Here is a 15387-nt window from a genome sequence, read left to right as displayed (position 1 = left end):
CTGTCCGCGGTTCACTCGCCGTGCTCTGCCCACCACTCCGGGAAGGGCCGGGCGTGCGCGAGGGCTGTCTCCCGGTAACGGATGAACTCCTCGGCCCGGTCGTCGGGCAGTGTCTCCGCACCCAGGAACGCGCCGCTCTCGTCGTAATGCATGACCGCGGGCCGTTCGGAGTCGAAGAACCAGAAGTCACCGACCCCGGGCAGGGGGTTTGGCCGGTCTGTCGTGTCGAGGATGAAGAACTCCTCGCCACCCGAGATGTTCGTCCGGTAACCCCAGCCCAGCTCGTACTTGAGGTAAGGCGTCAGCGGGCGGGACAGGATGTGTACGCGGTAGACCCTTTTCCCCACGCTGGTGTGGGAGCGAATCTGCTCTACCCACTCGGCGTTGTAACCCTCCGGCTGGGGCTTGCCGTCCAGGAACGCCTGGAGGTTGGCCGCGCTTCGGGGGATGTTGTACACATCCAGTGTCTCCAGCCGAAACGCCTCCCGCTGGAACGTGGCGAAGAGGTCCCCGAGGGTCTCAGATGAGCTGGTCACGAATTGCCTTTCGGATCAGGTCCACCGGGATCTCCACAACCGTCTCATGTGCCGGTAGCTGCAAGCCGTGGTCGTGGGGTGTTTCTCCCTGCACGAGCAAGGTCCCTCGGTCCGTTGCGTAGAGGGTGGGGCAGTCTCCGAGCTCGCACTCACTCACCAGCTGCGTCACACGCATTGCTATGAAAACCCCCATGTCCGTGGCGGTGCACGTCGTGTCCTGATCCTGGCAGGGTCGTTACGCAGTGCACAAGGCGATGCGGTTTCCGTAACGGGAAAGTCGGGTCAGTCGGGCCCGTGCCAGCGGTGGCGTATGGCGAGGGTCGCTTGGATCTGCGGGAGGGTGGCGGGCCGCAGGGTGCCGGGAGGGGCGTGGAACGGGAGGTCGTCGGCGACGGCCCGCAGTCGGACCAGGCGTTGCTCGCGGGCGAGGACCGTGCCGACGCGTCGTTGCCTGGCGCACCACAGCAGGCTGCCGGGTGTGTACAGGCGCCCGGCTCCGGCCAGGGTGCGGATCAACAGATAGGCGCCGCGAGTGGTGAGGGCCAGCGTGATGATCCGCCGCCCCTCGGGCCCGGCCGTCGTCGCACGAGCCCCGGTGAGGAGATCGGCGAGTGCGCGCGCCAGGGCCGAGGCGGTGACGGGACTCCTCACCGTGCCCCCAGCCAGAGTCCGGCGGCGGTGGAGGTGAGGGAGAGGAGCCCGGAGATGGTCACCGCCGCGACGGAGTTGACGGCGATCTCATAGCGTCGTTCATGGGTGGTCTCGCCGCCCGAACGCGGGGTGGGCGCGGGCGGTTCGGGCTCGGCGCCACGCACCCAGCGCGCCAGCCGGGTGGCGCACGGCTCGCAGGCATGGAACGGCCGGCTGCGTCCGAACCCGACCACCGGGCCGAGCCACATCACCAGGACGCCCGAGCGTTGGCACATCAGGCAGTCCCCTTCTTCCGCCCACCCGGAGATCGCATCGGTCTGCACCCAGACCTGCGGCGAGAGATTCACAGCGCGCATCGGAACCACACGATCTTCCCGGCGCAGCGGTGGGTGCGCTCGCACCCGAAGTCGTCGGCCATCTCCCGCAGCATCCACAGGCCGCGTCCGCCTTCCGCGTCCCAGTCGGGTGGATGTCCCAGGAGGACCGGGAGTTGGCGGGAGCGGTCGAAGAGCTGCACGGTGACCTCCAGTTCGATGCGGGTCATGCGCAGATAGCAGCGGGGGTTCTCCACATGCCGCGCCACGTTGGTGATCAGTTCGCTGACTCCCAGCCGCACCAGCTCCACGCAGTCCCGGCCGCCACCCCAGCCCCGCACCACCTCGGCGGCCACCGTCCTCCAGCGTTCGACCTGGACGGCGCAGGCCGTTAACGACTGCCCGTACACGTTCTTGCTGTAGGCGACCTGCACCGGATTTCTCATCACACCTCCAACGTGTCTGCTGACAGGGGGCGTTGTGACGTGCGCAGAGAGAGCCACGTGTTGTAGCCAGATGGAAGCGCAACGTCAGCGTCACCAGGGTGGCGTAGCCGAAGGCGATCCGCAAGGCTGCGCGTCGCAAGTTGCGATGATTACCTCTGCGGGGTGAATCTGAACCCGTCCCGGGCGACGGTTGCGGCACACTGAGCCGAACGCACCAGACACAAGAGGAGGTTGCCGTGGGGCAACCAGTGATGACGGTCCGAAGGATGCGGCTGGGGATGGAGCTACGGCGTCTGCGGGAGCATGCGGGAAAGTCGCAACTGGAGGCCGCGGAGGCCATGGACGCGAGCGACACGAAGATCAGCCGGGTGGAGTCTGGGAAGACGGGTCTGAGCCGACTCGAACTCACGGCTTTGCTCGACTTCTACGACGCGCAGGACCAAGTACTGCGCGAGGGTCTGGGCGAGCTCAACCGGAACAGTCGTAAGCGGGGATGGTGGCAGCAACGCAAGGACGTTCTCACGCCCAAGCTCATGGAGCTCATTGAGCTTGAGTCAACGGCAAGCCACATTTTCGAGTACGAAGCCACCGTGATCCCTGGCCTCTTCCAGACCGAGGCATACGCCCGGGCCATCATCAGTGGCTTCCCGGGGCCTCATAATCCACCTGTGGATCAGGCGGTTCAGATCCGCCTGGAACGACAGAAGATCCTCGACGAGCCCAACGCTCCCCGTATCATCTGTGTTCTCGACGAAGCGACCCTTCATCGCGAGGTCGGAGGCCCGTCGGTCATGGCTGAGCAGCTGCGCAAGCTCGTCAGCATCGCGAAACCGCCCCATCTGTCGATTCAGGTGATCCCCTACACTGCGGGCGCTCATGCCGGCATGGGTGGCCCGTTCCTGCGCTTCGTCTACCCGGCACCCGGGCATATGGACATCGTCTTTCTCGAACAGAAGACGAGTAGGCTCTTCATCGAGGAAGAGGCTGATCTGGAGCCGTACCGGATCGCTGAGGAGCACTTGCGGACTCAAGCCCTCTCCTCTGCGGACTCGATGAAGTTGATCTCTGCCATCGCGGCAGAACTCGATCACGCCTAGGGGAAACGTCATGCGACATGGCCTGCCGATAGCGAGGTGGCGTAAGTCGAGCTACTCGGATGGGGGGAGCGGCAGCTGCGTGGAGACCCAGTTGACGGACGACGGCCTGGTGGCGGTCGGGGACAGCAAGGACCGCTCGCGAGGCGCGTTCGTGTTCTCGGTCGCCCAGTGGACCTCGTTCGTCCACGCGGCCCGGCGGTCGCAGTTCTGAGCGGCAGGCTCATGGAGACCACCGTCGGAGGGAGTCGCATGGAGCAACACACCCACGGCCCAGTCATATGGCGCCGCAGCAGCTACAGCAGTGCAAACGGCCAGTGCGTCGAGATCGCCGAGCTACCGCAGGCGTCCGCTGTCGTGGTTCGGGACAGCAAGGACACGTCCCTCCCGGGGGCGGTCCTTCCCGGGCCTGCTTGGACCGCGTTTCTGAATCACCTGAAGAGCTAGCCGCGCGGAGATGACACATGCGACTTGGCTTGCCGGTAGTGCAGTGGCGCAAGTCCAGCTACAGCAGCGGTGACACGGGCGCCTGTCTGGAGACCCAGATAACTCACGACAGACTCATAGCGATCGGGGACAGCAAGGACCGTTCGCGGGGGGCGTTCGTGTTCTCCGGGGCGGCCTGGAGCGTGTTCCTCCGGCACGTCAAGGGCTGAGCCCCGCCGCGCCTGAACGGGCGGACGCCCGGCGGTCGTCGTGACCGCCGGGTCGCAACCCTGGCGTACCGCTTCGGCCGCTCGGCAACGGCGTCAGCTCATGGGGACGGCGTCGATGTCCCGCAGGCTCCAGTTGGTCGCCTCGGGCTGGTCGACGAGGGTGGCGGAGATCGGGAACTCCACGGCGTTGGCGCCGTCCTCGCCCAGGATGCTGATGAAGACCTGCTCGTACTCGGCGCCGTTGTTGTCGTTGGTGGTCTTCGGGTTGATGCCGGCGTAGGCGATGGTGTCGCCGGACATCTCGATGCTGTCGTCCACGGACTGGCCGGCCGGGGAGACGTGGCTCTCCTCGGCGGAACCGAAGAACGCCATCGGGTAGGAGCCCTCCAGCGTGCAGCTGATGCCTTCGTTGGCCTGGGCGGCGACCAGGAAGTAGCCGCCGGCCTGGGTCTCCTCGGTGACGGTGAAGGTCAGGTCGGTGGTGCCACAGCCCTGGGTGACGGGCTCGCCCTCGTAGCCGCTGCCGGGCGCGTCCTCGTCGGTGGTGTCCTCGTCCGTCGCGTCGTCGCTGTCCGAGCCACCGTCGGAGCCGCCGGTGGAGGGCGCGGCCGGGGTGGCCGAGTCGTCCTCACAGGCGGTCATCGTCGCGGTCAGGGCGACCGCCGCGGCGGCGGCCAGGACGAGGCGGGCGGGGCGGGTGGCGAGACGCGAACGCATCGGAGACTCCATCAGGTGCTGGTGTGGGGTGGTGTCGTACTGACACGGAAAACACTAGGTCAGGAGCGTTCATCAAATGATGGCGTACATGTCCGGGTTCTGTTTCACGGCGCTGTCCCCGCGAACGCGGCGTTGGCCCTTTCGTTCATCGGGCTGCCCTTCGCGGGCAGCGCGGTCCGGCCCCGACCGCCGGGTGGCGACCACCTCGTCCCGGAGTCCGTGCGCGCGGTGGAACGGGTAGAGCGGTGGCCCACGCCGATAGGGTGGGCCCTTGTGGACGCGGGGGCAGCAAACGAGATGGTGGCCGTTCCGTCGGGGCGGGTGACACTGTCGGACCGGCGGACGCGGAGCACGTGGACGGTTGAGGTCGCGCCGTTCCGGATGTCGGCGTTCCCGGTGACTCAGTCCTGGTACGCACGCGTCACGGGCCTGCGGCCCAGCAGTGTCCCAGGCGATCGGCTGCCGGTGGAGGGCGTTTCCTGGTGGGACGCGGTCCAGTTCTGCAACGCCTTGTCGGAGCGCGAGGGGCTGACGCCCGTGTACGAGCTGAGCGTTGACGACGAGCGGGCCGCCTGGGACGCCTCCGCCAACGGGTACCGGCTGCCGACCGAGGCCGAATGGGAGCACGCCTGTCGCGCGGGGAGTACCGGCGCGCGGTACGGCCCGCTCGACGAGGTCGCCTGGTACCAGGGCAACTCCGAGGGGCGCATCCACGCTGTCGGCGCCAGACGGCCCAACAGCTGGGGTCTGTACGACATGCTGGGCAACGTCTGGGACTGGTGCTGGGACCTCTACGACGCCGAGGTGTACGGCACCTACCGGGTGCTGCGCGGCGGTGGTTGGGCCGACGAGCACTGGAGCTGCCGGGCGTCGGTGCGGCGGCGCAGCCACCCGACCTTCCGGATCGACGACGTGGGGTTCCGCGTCGTGCGCTCCGTCCCGCCGCCCCGGCCCTAGGTGTGTTGTTCGGAGAGGTTGGTGATCTACCCAGCGGGTTCGTCGTCGGTGGTGACTGCGCCGGGCTGTTGCGGTGCCGCGTCGGAGGCGAGGGCGGTCAGAAAGGCCAGGGCGAGCATGGCAGGCGTGATGTGCCGGTGCGAGGAGGTCCAGTGTCTGACCTGGTAGTGGTCAAGGCCGCCCTGGCCCTTGGCTGCTTGGAAGCACTCCTCCACGCTCCGGCGGACACCGGCGACACGGACCAGTTCGGGCAGGGGCACTTCGGTGGGTGACCAGCACAAGTAGAAGGCGAGTTCGCCGGTGGACCTGTTGCGTCGCATGAGCGGATGCCGATGGTTGTCGGTGCCGGTGTGGATCCAGGCCCAGTCGTAGTAGCGCGGGCCTTTCGCGCCGTTTCCGACGCTGTGTCGCTGCCACGCCGTGGTTGGCAGGCGGCCGGTGACGGTGTCCGCGTCGACAAGGGTGCGGCCGTGGTTGACCCTGACCCGCATCGAGCAGGCGGCGGCCATCACGTAGCCGACGCCACGTGCTTCGAGGGCGGCGCGGAGCTGGAGGTCCTGGCCGTAGGCTTCGTCGCCGGTCACCCAGGAGGCGGTGATGCCGGTGTCCAGCGCGGCTGTGATCATCTCGGCGGCCAGGCGGGGCTTCGTGGCGAACTGCACCGCCTCGGGCATCCCGGCCACGGTGCGGCGCTCGGGATCGTTGGTCCAGGAGTGTTCGGGGAGGTAGAGCCGTCGGTTCAGGAAGCCGGTCTCGTCGACCACGAGAACGCCGCCGTCAGCGCCGAGGTGTTCAGCGGCGAAGGCACGTAGGTCGTCGCGGACAGGGCGTCCCAGCGGGCGTAGCGCAGCAGACGCTGCATCGGCCCGGGCCGGGTATGGCCCGCCTGTTCGGCTAGCTGCCAGCAGTTCTTCCGTTCGACGTTCGACAGCAGCCCGAGCAGCTAGGAGCGGGCGGTGGCCCGCGGCTCAACTCGGTCGAAGCGTCCGCGATCCGGACCATGACCTGGTCGAACATGGCTCGCCACCGGGCAGGGTCTATGCGCTGGCCTGCGGCCACCGCATGATCTTCAGGAGTCCACACCCCCTGATGAGCACGCAGTTGCTTTACCTGTTCCCGGTCCGGGCCGGTCCGGGCCGCGCCAGGATTGCCACTACCCGCACTGCGATTCCCGGCGAGGTGCCCCGCCCGAGTGCGCGCCGTCGCCAGCAGGGATTCCAGACCTCAGCGCGGGTCCTTGCGCATGCACCATGTGCGGGGGCCACCGTCGGGGAGGGTGACAGCAGCCGTGACCCGGAAGCCGAGCCGCTCGTAGAACCGTACGTTCCTCTCACTGGAGGTTTCCAGGAACGCCGGATACCCGGCGTGCCCTGCCTCCTCGATGCCGGGAATCAGCACCGCGCTGCCAAGGCCCTTCCCCTGCGCTTCGGGAGAGACGGCCACCGTGTTGAGGAACCACGCCGGCTCCTGCGGCCGGCATGGAGCAACAGCCTGCTCCGCGGATTCGTAGGCGGCCTGCCGGTCGCCGGTCAGTTCGCCGAGCACCGGGCCGACCTCGGCGAAAGCGGGCGAGGGATCCTTGTCGGGAGTGGCCCACACGGCGACGGCGCGCCCTTCGTCGGCGACCCACACGCGGCCGTACACCATGCCGATGCGGGTGAGACAGATCTCCTGGAAGTGCCGGACCCGTTCCTCATGGCCTTCTGCGGCGATCACGTGCCGGGTGAAGGGGTAATCGGCAAAGGCTCGGGCAAGTGTGTCGACCGAGGTGGGGATGTCGGCGTCGGTGATGGGACGTACGACAGGGACGTTTTCGTGGTATGCCATGTTCACCGAATCATCTTGTCAGCAGGCAAAGGTTCGAGCCGCCCGGCCTCGTTGCCAGGCTGAACACGCGGTCCGGGAGCCGTCGCCCTGCCGCAAGAACGCGAAGTCGTACTGGAGTACTGGCTGCCGTATTGCGGAAGGGTCGCTCCACGGCGTGGTGGGCCCGCACGCCTCGGCGATCCCGGTGGCCCCGGGGGCCTTCCCGGGCCGGACGGTCCTCAGCGGTCACGCTCGCCCCACCCGTATCGGCGGGGTGGTGCGCGGGCGGGGATCGCGGGAGTCTGGTGGCGGGAGGTGGTGTGGGGTTGAGCGAGGTGGTGCTTCGCGGCAGGTGGAGCGTTGCGGACCGGGTGGCCGGGGAGGTGCGCCGGCTGCCCTTCGAGGTGGGCACCGGGGTGGCGGCGGTACGCGTGGAGCTCGCGTACGACCGGGACAGCGGCGGCGTGCTGGACCTCGGCTGCTGGGGGCCCGGCGGGTTCCGGGGCTGGTCGGGCGGCGCGCGCGAGAGCTTCACCGTCGCCGCCGACTGGGCGACACCGGGCTACCTGCCGGGGGAACCGGAGCCGGGGCTGTGGCACGTGCTGCTGCGGCTGCACCGGGTGCCGCCGCAAGGAGTGGCGTACACGCTGCGGGTGGTCACCACGGGGCGCCGGCCGGTGCCGCCCGCGCAGGCCGCGCCGCCGGTACCCCCTGAACGGCCGCCGCGCACACCACTGCCCGCCGTGGACGGGATGCGCTGGCTGGCGGGGGACTTCCACGCGCACACGGTGCACAGCGACGGGGCGCTCACCGTCTCCGAACTGGCGGCGCTCGCGGTCACCCGGGGGCTCGACTTCCTCGCCGTCACCGATCACAACACCGTCTCGCACCACGCGGAGCTGGCCGCGGTGGGCGCCAGGTACGGGATCACCCTCGTGCCCGGCCAGGAGGTCACCACCGACCTCGGGCACGCCAATGTCTTCGGCGACACCGGCTGGGTCGACTTCCGGGAGCCGGCTGACACCTGGGGCGCGCAGATCGAGCGGCGCGGCGGGGTGCTCTCGGTCAACCATCCGGTGGCCACGGACTGTTCGTGGCGGCTGCCGCTCGCCCCGCGGCTGCGGGCCCGGCATGTGGAGCTGTGGCATCCGACGTGGCGCGACCGCAGGTACGGGGCGCCGCTGGCGTGGGCGCTGGCGTGGCGGCCCGATGTGATCGCGATCGGCGGCAGCGACTTCCACCGGCCGGGCGGTGAACGGCCACCGCCCGGGTCGCCCACGACGTGGGTGCTGGCGCGTGACAACAGTGTCCGGTCCGTCCTGGCGGGCCTCGCGGCCGGGCGTACCGCCGTCCACGCGGGCGGCCCGCGCGCCGCGCTGCTGCTGCGGACCGGCGGCGAACTGCTGGCGCTGAACGCCGCCGGAACGGTGCTGGTGCGCCCGGACGGCGGGCGCCAGATGGTGGCGGGGGAGCGGGAGTCGCTCCCGGCGCCGCCCCCGGGGCCGGACGAGCCCGGCGGGCCCTACCGGTTGGAGGGGCCCGGAAACGAAGTGCTGGCCCTGTGCCAGTAGGGCCCGGGACTCTGGCGTGGCGTGGCGACTGTCGCCCACTGATCACGACCGCCCGGCTCGGCGGCACCCGGCGGACATCTGCCGTCCGACCGACGCGCGGCGCGGGCGCCCTCCGCGACGACGTGGGGAGAGGTGTCCGGCCGGGCCGACCCCCCCGGTGCCCCCGCCCGGTGTGAGCAGGAGTGGGGCACCGGGGCTTGCCCCTACTCGTCCGAGGTGCCGGCCCGCTCGTGGGCCCGGCCGCGCAGGGTGAGCACGATGGCCGCGCCGATGGCCGCGATGACCGAGCCGAGCAGGACAGCGACCTTGACGTGTTCCATCAGGTGCGGCTGGTCGGCGAAGGCGAGTTCGGCGATCAGCAGCGAGACGGTGAAGCCGATGCCGGCCAGCATGGCGGCGCCGAAGATGTCGGGCCACTTCAGGGAGGGGTGAAGTTGCGCCTTGGTGAAGGTGGCGACCAGCCAAGTGGCGCCGAAGACGCCGATGATCTTGCCCAGCACGAGGCCCAGGGTCACACCGAGCGCCTCGGGCTCGTGGATCATGTCGGCGAAGGTGTCACCGGAGACCGCCACCCCGGCCGCGAACAGCGCGAACAGCGGGACGCACAGGCCCGCCGACCAGGGGTGGACGAGGTGCCCGATGTGCTCGGCGGGCGCGGTCTCCTCGCCGGGCTTGGTGGTGGTGCGCAGCAGCATGCCGATGGCGACACCGGCGATGGTGGCGTGCACGCCGCTGTTGAACATCAGGCCCCAGATCACCAGCGCGAGCGGCACGTAGATGTACCAGCCGCGTACGCCCCGGTGGTGCAGGAAGCCGAAGAGGGCGAGCCCGGCGATCGAGCCGAGCAGGAACCACAGGTTCAGGTCGGAGGCGAAGAACACCGCGATGATGATGATCGCGATGAGGTCGTCGACGATGGCGAGGGTCAGCAGGAAGGTGCGCAGCGCGGAGGGCAGCTTGCGGCCGACGACGGCCAGGACGCCGAGCGCGAAGGCGATGTCGGTGGCCATCGGCACCGCCCAGCCGTCCATGGCACCGCCCTGTAGGCCGTTGACCAGCACGTAGATGAGGGCGGGGACGGCCATGCCGCCGATGGCGGCGACCACGGGGAGGGCCGCGGCGGCCGGCTTGCGCAGCTGCCCGACGACCAGTTCGCGCTTGAGTTCGACGCCCGCGATGAAGAAGAAGACGGCCAGCAGCCCGTCCGAGGCCCAGTGGCCGATGGAGAGGTTCAGGCCCAGCCAGGGGATGTCGAGGTGGTGGTCGCGTACCGAGGTGTATGTGTCGCTGACCGGGGAGTTCGCCAGGATCAGCGCCAGTGTGGCGGCGATCAGCAGCATCAGGCCGCCGGTGACCTCCAGGCGCAGGAATTCCGCTATCGAACGGCGGTCTTGATCTTCCGCGTTCGGGGAGGGCGTGGTGGTCTGCGGCGGGGTCATGAAGAGAGCCTCCGGGGCTGTAAAGGGACAAATGTTTGCACATTGCCGACCAGACTTCCCGGCGCACCTGCCCGCAAAGCTAACCCAGATTCGCGAACGCCTCCACGGCGGACGTCTCCCCGGTGACGATGATCACATCGCCCGGTTCGAGTACGGTTTCCGCCGTCGCATAGGTGAAGTGCCCGCCCGGCCGCTTGACGCCGACCACGGTCACCCCGTGCCGGGAGCGCACCGCGGTGGCGCCCAGGGGCCGCCCCGTGGCGGTCGGCGGCGCCAGGGTCTTGGCCAGGGCGTAGTGCTCGTCGAAGGGGATGAAGTCCAGCATCCGCCCGGCCACCAGGTGCGCGACCCGCTCGCCCATCTCGTGCTCGGGCTGCACCACGTGGTGGGCGCCGAGCCGCTCCAGGATCCGGCCGTGCTGGTGGCTGATGGCCTTGGCCCAGATGTTCGGCACCTCGTCGTCCAGGAGATGGGAGGTGACCAGGATGCTGGCCTCCACGGCGCTGCCGATGGCGACCACGACGTTGTGGAAGTCGGGGATGCCGAGCTGGCGCAGGACCTCGTGGTCGGTGCAGTCGGCGACCGCGGCGTGGGTGAGGGCGTCGCTGTGCCGCTGGACGAGTTGCTCGTCGGCGTCGACTCCGAGCACCTCCCATCCGGTGCGCATGAGCTCTCCGGCGAGGGACATGCCGAACCGGCCGAGGCCGATGACCGCCACCCGCTGATCGGGGTGGCCGCGGCGTCGTCTGGGCATCGCTGTGTTCCGTTCCGTGTGAGGGGGTGATGGTGTCCGAGCGTGCGCACGGTGGGTGCGGGATGGCGGGAGTAGGGGCCGGGACTTCATCCGATGATCGGGCGTTCTTCGGGCAGCCGGTACCGCTGCGTGCGGTGGCGCAGGGCCAGCGCGGAGGCGAGGGTGATCGGGCCCACCCGGCCGAGGAACATCAAAGCGGTGATGATCAGCTGACCGGGCCCGGCGAGTTCGCCGGTCAGCCCGGCCGTCAGGCCCACCGTGCCGAAGGCCGACACCGCTTCGAACAGCACGATCTCGGCGCGCGCGTCCACCATGGCCAGGAGCGCGATGGTGGACGCCATGACAGCGGCCACGCCCAGCAGCGCGACGGTCAGGGCCTGGCGCAGCACCTGCGGCGCCAGACGCCGTCCGAAGATGCCCGCGCCCGGCTCGCCGCGCACCTCCGCCAGGATGGCCACTCCCAGGACGGCGAAGGTGGTGATCTTGATGCCGCCGGCCGTTCCGGCGCTGCCGCCGCCGATGAACATCAGGACGCAGGAGCCGAGCAGCGTGGCGGGTTCCATGGCGCTGATGTCGGAGGCGTTGAAGCCCGCGGTACGCAGCATCGCGGAGTGGAAGAACGCGCCCAGGGCCTTGTCCTCGCTGCCCAGTGGTCCCAGCGTGCCGGGGTTGGACCATTCGAACAGCAGCGTCAGTGCTGTCCCCGCCGTGAGCAGCGCTCCGGTCAGCCACAGGGTCAGCCGCAGGTGCAGGGACCAGGTACGGGGGGTTCTCGTCCGGCGGCGCCCTGCGCGCCGCTGTCGCAGCAGCTCCAGGATCACCGGGAAGCCGAGGCCGCCCAGGATCACCGCCGCGGACACCGGGAGCAGCACCCAGGGGTCGTGTGCGTAGCCGGTCAGGCTGTCGCCGTACAGCCCGAAGCCGGCGTTGTTGAAGGCCGAGACGGCGTGGAAGACCCCCGAGTACGCGGCGGCTCCCGGGGACTGTCCGTGCCCCAGCCACAGGCGCAGGGCCAGGATCAGCGCCGTGGCCGCCTCCACCGTGACCGTGATGAGCGCGACCCGCTTGAGCACGCCGCGCACCTGGCCCATCCCGATCTTGGACTCGGCCTGTGCTTGCAGCGTGGTCATCAGCCGCAGCCGGCCGACGACGAGGAGGGCGAGGAGCGAGGCGAGCGTCATGATGCCGAACCCGCCCGCCTGGATCAGGAAAAGAATTACCACTTCGCCGAAACCGCTCCAGTACGTTCCGGTGTCTACGACAGCGAGCCCGGTCACGCAGACGGCGGAGGTGGCGGTGAACAAGGCGGTCAGCAGGGGCGCCGCACCGTCTCCCGCGCGGGAGATCGGCAGCGCCAGCACGGTGGTGCCGACCACGATCGCGAGGGCGAATCCGAGGGCCACCATGCGTGCCGGGTGGGTGTGCACGTCCTGAACGTAACGGCGATCGATACGCCCCAGGGGTACCAAGTCAAACGATCGTCGCGTATAAATATTGTCAATATCACCATAGGGGGGTCGAAGGATGGGGGACTTCTTCACGACGGCCATGGCGTTTCCGGCCGTGATCTTCACCTTCCCTCTCGCCGTGGTGCTGCTGTACTGGATCTTCGGGGTGCTGTTCGGCGTCGGCGGCTCGGTCGCCGAGGGCGGCGACGGCGCGGGTGACGGCGACATCGGCGGCTTCTCGGGTGTCATGGCCCTGCTCGGCCTGAGCGGCGTACCCGCCGCCATCCCGCTCTCGATGCTCATCGCCGTCGCCTGGTTCACCGCCATGGCCGGCACCGAACTGCTGGACGCCACCGCGCTGCGCGTGGCCACCCTCCCGGTCGCCCTGGTGGCCGGCTGGGGAGCCGCACGGCTGACCGTCCTGCCGCTGCGCAGGGTCTTCGCCGCCGAAACCGGCTCCCAGCACGAGGACTTCGTCGGCAAGGTGTGCGTCGTGCGCACCAGCCGCGTCACCGCCGAGTTCGGCCAGGCCGAGGTCACCGCACACGACGGCGGCACCGCCATCGTGCAAGTACGCGCCGAAGGACCCGAGGGCGCCGACCTCGGGGCCGGCAGCCGGGCGCTGATCTTCGGCTACGAACCTGAACGTGAGTTCTTCTGGGTGGCGCCGTACGACGCCGGCCCGGCGACCGGGTACCTCGAGAACCAGTTGCCGCGCTGAGCGCGTCCCCCCTTCGACGGCATCACCTGTGAAACGGCGCCGCCGTGCGCCCCGCGGTCTTCACCGCGTCTCCTTCTTCAGCCGCACATCTTCTCGACCGACCACGAGGGGTTCACAACCGGATGGACACCATAGGAACCAGCCTCGGCGTGCTCATCGCCGCCGCGCTGATCATCGTCATCGCCGTCGTCTTCATGCTCAGCCGTCTCTTCCGCAAGGTGGAGCAGGGCAAGGCCCTGATCGTCTCCAAGGTCCGCAAGGTCGATGTCACCTTCACCGGCGCCGTGGTCCTCCCGGTCCTGCACCGGGCGGAGACCATGGACATCTCCGTGAAGGCCATCGAGATCGGGCGCACCGGGCGGGACGGCCTGATCTGCCAGGACAACATCCGCGCGGACATCCGGATCTCGTTCTTCGTGCGCGTCAACAAGACCGTGCAGGACGTCATCAAGGTGGCCCAGGCCATCGGCACCGAGCGCGCCAGCGACCGCGAGACGCTCCAGGAACTGTTCAACGCCAAGTTCTCCGAGGCGCTCAAGACCGTCGGCAAGCAGCTGGACTTCGCCGACCTGTACACCAAGCGCGACGAGTTCCGCGACCGGATCATCGCCGTCATCGGCACCGACCTCAACGGCTACAGCCTGGAGGACGCGGCGATCGACTACCTGGAGCAGACCCCGCTCTCCCAGCTCGACAAGGACAACATCCTGGATGCCCAGGGCATCCGGAAGATCACCGAGCTGACCGCGCACCAGCACGTGCTCACCAACGAGTTCCGCCGGAACGAGGAGAAGGAGATCACCCGGCAGAACGTCGACGCCCGCGAGGCCGTCCTCGAACTGGAGCGCCGCCAGGCCGACGCCGAGATCAAGCAGACCCGCGAGATCGAGACCGTACGCGCCCGCGAGGAGGCCGAGACCGCCCGCGTCCAGGCCGAGGAGCGGCTGCGCTCGCACACCGCGCACATCAAGACCGAGGAAGCCCTCGGCGTGCAGAACGAGAACCGCGAGCGCGAGATCGCCGTGGCCAAGCTCAACCGTGACCGCGTCGTGGCGATCGAGAACGAGCGCATCGAGAAGGACCGGATGCTGGAGGTCATCGCGCGCGAGCGGGAGACCGAACTCCAGCGCATCGCCAAGGACAAGGAGCTGGAGGGCGAGAAGCGGGACATCGCGGACGTGGTGCGCGAGCGCATCGCGGTCGAGAAGACCGTCGCCCAGCAGGAGGAGGAGATCAAGAAGCTGCGGGCCGTCGAGGAGGCCGAGCGCGACCGCCAGGCGCTGATCATCACCGCCGAGGCCCAGGCGCAGGAGCAGCTGGTCAAGGACATCAAGGCGGCGGAGGCGGCCGAGGCCGCGGCCGTGCACAAGGCCAAGGAAGAACTCACCCTCGCCGAGGCGCGGCTGAAGTCCGCCGACCTGGACGCGCAGGCCGCGATCCGGCTGGCCGAGGGCAAGCGTGCCGACACCTCCGCCGAGGGTCTGGCCGAGGCCGAGGTCAAGGAGCGGATGGCGGACGCCATCGCCAAGACCCGGCACGCGGAGGCCGAGGCGGCCAAGGAGATGGGCCTGGCCGAGGCCGAGGCGCTGCGCGAGAAGATGACCGCCGAGGCCGACGGCCTCAAGCTCAAGGCCGAGTCGATGGCCGCGCTGGACGCCGCCAGCCGGGAGCACGAGGAGTACCGGCTGCGCCTGGAGGCGGAGAAGGACATCCGGATCGCCGGCATCGACGTGCAGCGGCAGATCGCCGAGGCGCAGGCCACGGTGGTCGCCACCGGCCTGGAGAACGCCAAGATCGACATCGTCGGCGGGGACACCGTCTTCTTCGACAAGCTGATCGGCGCGATCTCGGCCGGCCGTGGACTGGACGGGTTCATCAACAGCTCCGAGCACGCGCAGGCGCTGGCCGGACCGTGGCTGGACAAGGAGAACTCCACCTTCACCCAGGACATCGGCGCGATGGCCGCCGGTCTCGGCGCCGCCGGGGTGCGCGACCTGACCCTGGCCGGGCTGCTGGGCTCCCTGATCGCCGACGGCGGTGAACACACCGGGCAGCTGCGCGGCGTGCTGAAGGCCGTCACGGCCCAGGGCCTGGGCGAGGTCCGGCTGACCGACCTGGCGAAGGTCAACGGCGCGGTCGCGCTGGACAAGTAGGGCGCGTCGTCCGCCGCCGGCCCGGCCCCCGCGCGGGGGCCGGACCGGCGGCGGACGGACGGGGCGGGGGAAGGTCCGGTGACGGGTGACGTGGCCGGAGCGGGATCGGAAACGGGATACGGGA

The 15387-nt window shown here is 69.5% G+C and carries 18 protein-coding genes and 1 pseudogene; 8 read left to right on the top strand and 11 right to left on the bottom strand.

What is annotated here, in order from left to right:
* Positions 1-11: 11 nt before the first annotated feature.
* The 5 genes from SXIM_RS08450 to SXIM_RS08430 all read right to left on the bottom strand — a co-directional run bounded on the left by SXIM_RS08450 (position 12) and on the right by SXIM_RS08430 (position 1947).
* The gene (locus SXIM_RS08450) at positions 12-536 is read right to left on the bottom strand and encodes a DUF6879 family protein (protein ID WP_030725206.1); all 525 of its coding nucleotides are present in this window, start codon (positions 534-536) and stop codon (positions 12-14) included.
* Positions 520-711 carry a hypothetical protein gene (locus SXIM_RS27975; protein WP_030725210.1) on the bottom strand — a complete coding sequence of 64 codons (192 nt, stop codon included), beginning with the start codon at positions 709-711 and terminating at the stop codon, positions 520-522. Before SXIM_RS27975 ends, SXIM_RS08450 begins: the two co-directional genes overlap by 17 nt.
* Positions 712-818: 107 nt before the next feature.
* Complete coding sequence (locus SXIM_RS08440; RefSeq protein ID WP_046723500.1) at positions 819-1187, bottom strand: hypothetical protein; 369 nt, start codon at positions 1185-1187, stop codon at positions 819-821.
* A complete protein-coding gene (locus tag SXIM_RS08435) occupies positions 1184-1543 on the bottom strand; it encodes a hypothetical protein (RefSeq protein ID WP_246156859.1) in 360 nt (119 codons plus the stop codon). Before SXIM_RS08435 ends, SXIM_RS08440 begins: the two co-directional genes overlap by 4 nt.
* Entirely contained in the window at positions 1531-1947 is a 417-nt protein-coding gene (locus SXIM_RS08430) for an ATP-binding protein (RefSeq protein ID WP_246156858.1), read from the bottom strand. The genes SXIM_RS08435 and SXIM_RS08430 overlap by 13 nt, the downstream gene beginning before the upstream one ends.
* 236 nt (positions 1948-2183) lie before the next feature.
* Here SXIM_RS08430 and SXIM_RS08425 point away from each other — a divergent pair, with 236 nt between their 5' ends.
* From SXIM_RS08425 to SXIM_RS08410, 4 genes are read left to right on the top strand one after another with little or no spacing between them, the layout of a single operon-like run.
* The gene (locus SXIM_RS08425; protein WP_148236083.1) at positions 2184-3044 is read left to right on the top strand and encodes a helix-turn-helix domain-containing protein; all 861 of its coding nucleotides are present in this window, start codon (positions 2184-2186) and stop codon (positions 3042-3044) included.
* A 10-nt stretch (positions 3045-3054) separates the two neighbouring features.
* Complete coding sequence (locus SXIM_RS08420; RefSeq protein ID WP_046723496.1) at positions 3055-3255, top strand: DUF397 domain-containing protein; 201 nt, start codon at positions 3055-3057, stop codon at positions 3253-3255.
* Positions 3256-3266: 11 nt separating this feature from the next.
* Positions 3267-3488, top strand: coding sequence for a DUF397 domain-containing protein (locus SXIM_RS08415; protein WP_342783584.1), 222 nt, complete (start codon positions 3267-3269; stop codon positions 3486-3488).
* A 17-nt stretch (positions 3489-3505) separates the two neighbouring features.
* On the top strand, positions 3506-3697 hold the full coding sequence (locus SXIM_RS08410) for a DUF397 domain-containing protein (protein ID WP_046723494.1): 192 nt from the start codon (positions 3506-3508) through the stop codon (positions 3695-3697).
* Between the two features lie 93 nt (positions 3698-3790).
* On the opposite strand, the gene SXIM_RS08405 is transcribed toward SXIM_RS08410, so the two are convergent.
* A complete protein-coding gene (locus tag SXIM_RS08405; protein ID WP_030725226.1) occupies positions 3791-4414 on the bottom strand; it encodes a DUF4232 domain-containing protein in 624 nt (207 codons plus the stop codon).
* A 297-nt stretch (positions 4415-4711) separates the two neighbouring features.
* Between SXIM_RS08405 and SXIM_RS08400 the strand changes: the two genes are divergently transcribed.
* A complete protein-coding gene (locus SXIM_RS08400) occupies positions 4712-5371 on the top strand; it encodes a formylglycine-generating enzyme family protein (RefSeq protein ID WP_046723492.1) in 660 nt (219 codons plus the stop codon).
* Positions 5372-5433: 62 nt separating this feature from the next.
* On the opposite strand, the pseudogene SXIM_RS08395 reads toward SXIM_RS08400, so the two are convergent.
* Together SXIM_RS08395 and SXIM_RS08390 are read right to left on the bottom strand one after the other, a co-directional pair.
* A pseudogene (locus SXIM_RS08395) lies at positions 5434-6314 on the bottom strand (IS701 family transposase); the annotation flags it as partial.
* 281 nt (positions 6315-6595) lie between these two features.
* On the bottom strand, positions 6596-7198 hold the full coding sequence (locus SXIM_RS08390) for a GNAT family N-acetyltransferase (protein ID WP_030725230.1): 603 nt from the start codon (positions 7196-7198) through the stop codon (positions 6596-6598).
* A gap of 299 nt (positions 7199-7497) precedes the next feature.
* Between SXIM_RS08390 and SXIM_RS08385 the strand changes: the two genes are divergently transcribed.
* Positions 7498-8748: a CehA/McbA family metallohydrolase gene (locus SXIM_RS08385; RefSeq protein WP_030725233.1), complete on the top strand. Its 1251-nt coding sequence runs from the start codon at positions 7498-7500 to the stop codon at positions 8746-8748.
* 203 nt (positions 8749-8951) lie between these two features.
* On the opposite strand, the gene nhaA is transcribed toward SXIM_RS08385, so the two are convergent.
* From nhaA to SXIM_RS08370, 3 genes are all read right to left on the bottom strand, one after another.
* A complete protein-coding gene (nhaA, locus tag SXIM_RS08380) occupies positions 8952-10187 on the bottom strand; it encodes a Na+/H+ antiporter NhaA (protein WP_030725235.1) in 1236 nt (411 codons plus the stop codon).
* A 79-nt stretch (positions 10188-10266) separates the two neighbouring features.
* Complete coding sequence (locus tag SXIM_RS08375) at positions 10267-10941, bottom strand: potassium channel family protein (protein ID WP_030725238.1); 675 nt, start codon at positions 10939-10941, stop codon at positions 10267-10269.
* Between the two features lie 86 nt (positions 10942-11027).
* Positions 11028-12368, bottom strand: a complete 1341-nt coding sequence (locus SXIM_RS08370; RefSeq protein WP_246156857.1) for a TrkH family potassium uptake protein — start codon at positions 12366-12368, stop codon at positions 11028-11030.
* A gap of 97 nt (positions 12369-12465) precedes the next feature.
* On the opposite strand from SXIM_RS08370, the gene SXIM_RS08365 reads away from it, so the two are divergent.
* Complete coding sequence (locus SXIM_RS08365; RefSeq protein ID WP_030725244.1) at positions 12466-13110, top strand: hypothetical protein; 645 nt, start codon at positions 12466-12468, stop codon at positions 13108-13110.
* A gap of 122 nt (positions 13111-13232) precedes the next feature.
* Entirely contained in the window at positions 13233-15263 is a 2031-nt protein-coding gene (locus SXIM_RS08360) for a flotillin family protein (RefSeq protein WP_030725247.1), read from the top strand.
* The last annotated feature ends 124 nt before the right edge of the window (positions 15264-15387 follow it).

Source organism: Streptomyces xiamenensis, assembly GCF_000993785.3.
In the GTDB taxonomy this organism is placed as follows: Bacteria; Actinomycetota; Actinomycetes; order Streptomycetales; family Streptomycetaceae; genus Streptomyces; species Streptomyces xiamenensis.
This window is presented reverse-complemented; position numbering and strand designations above follow the sequence as displayed.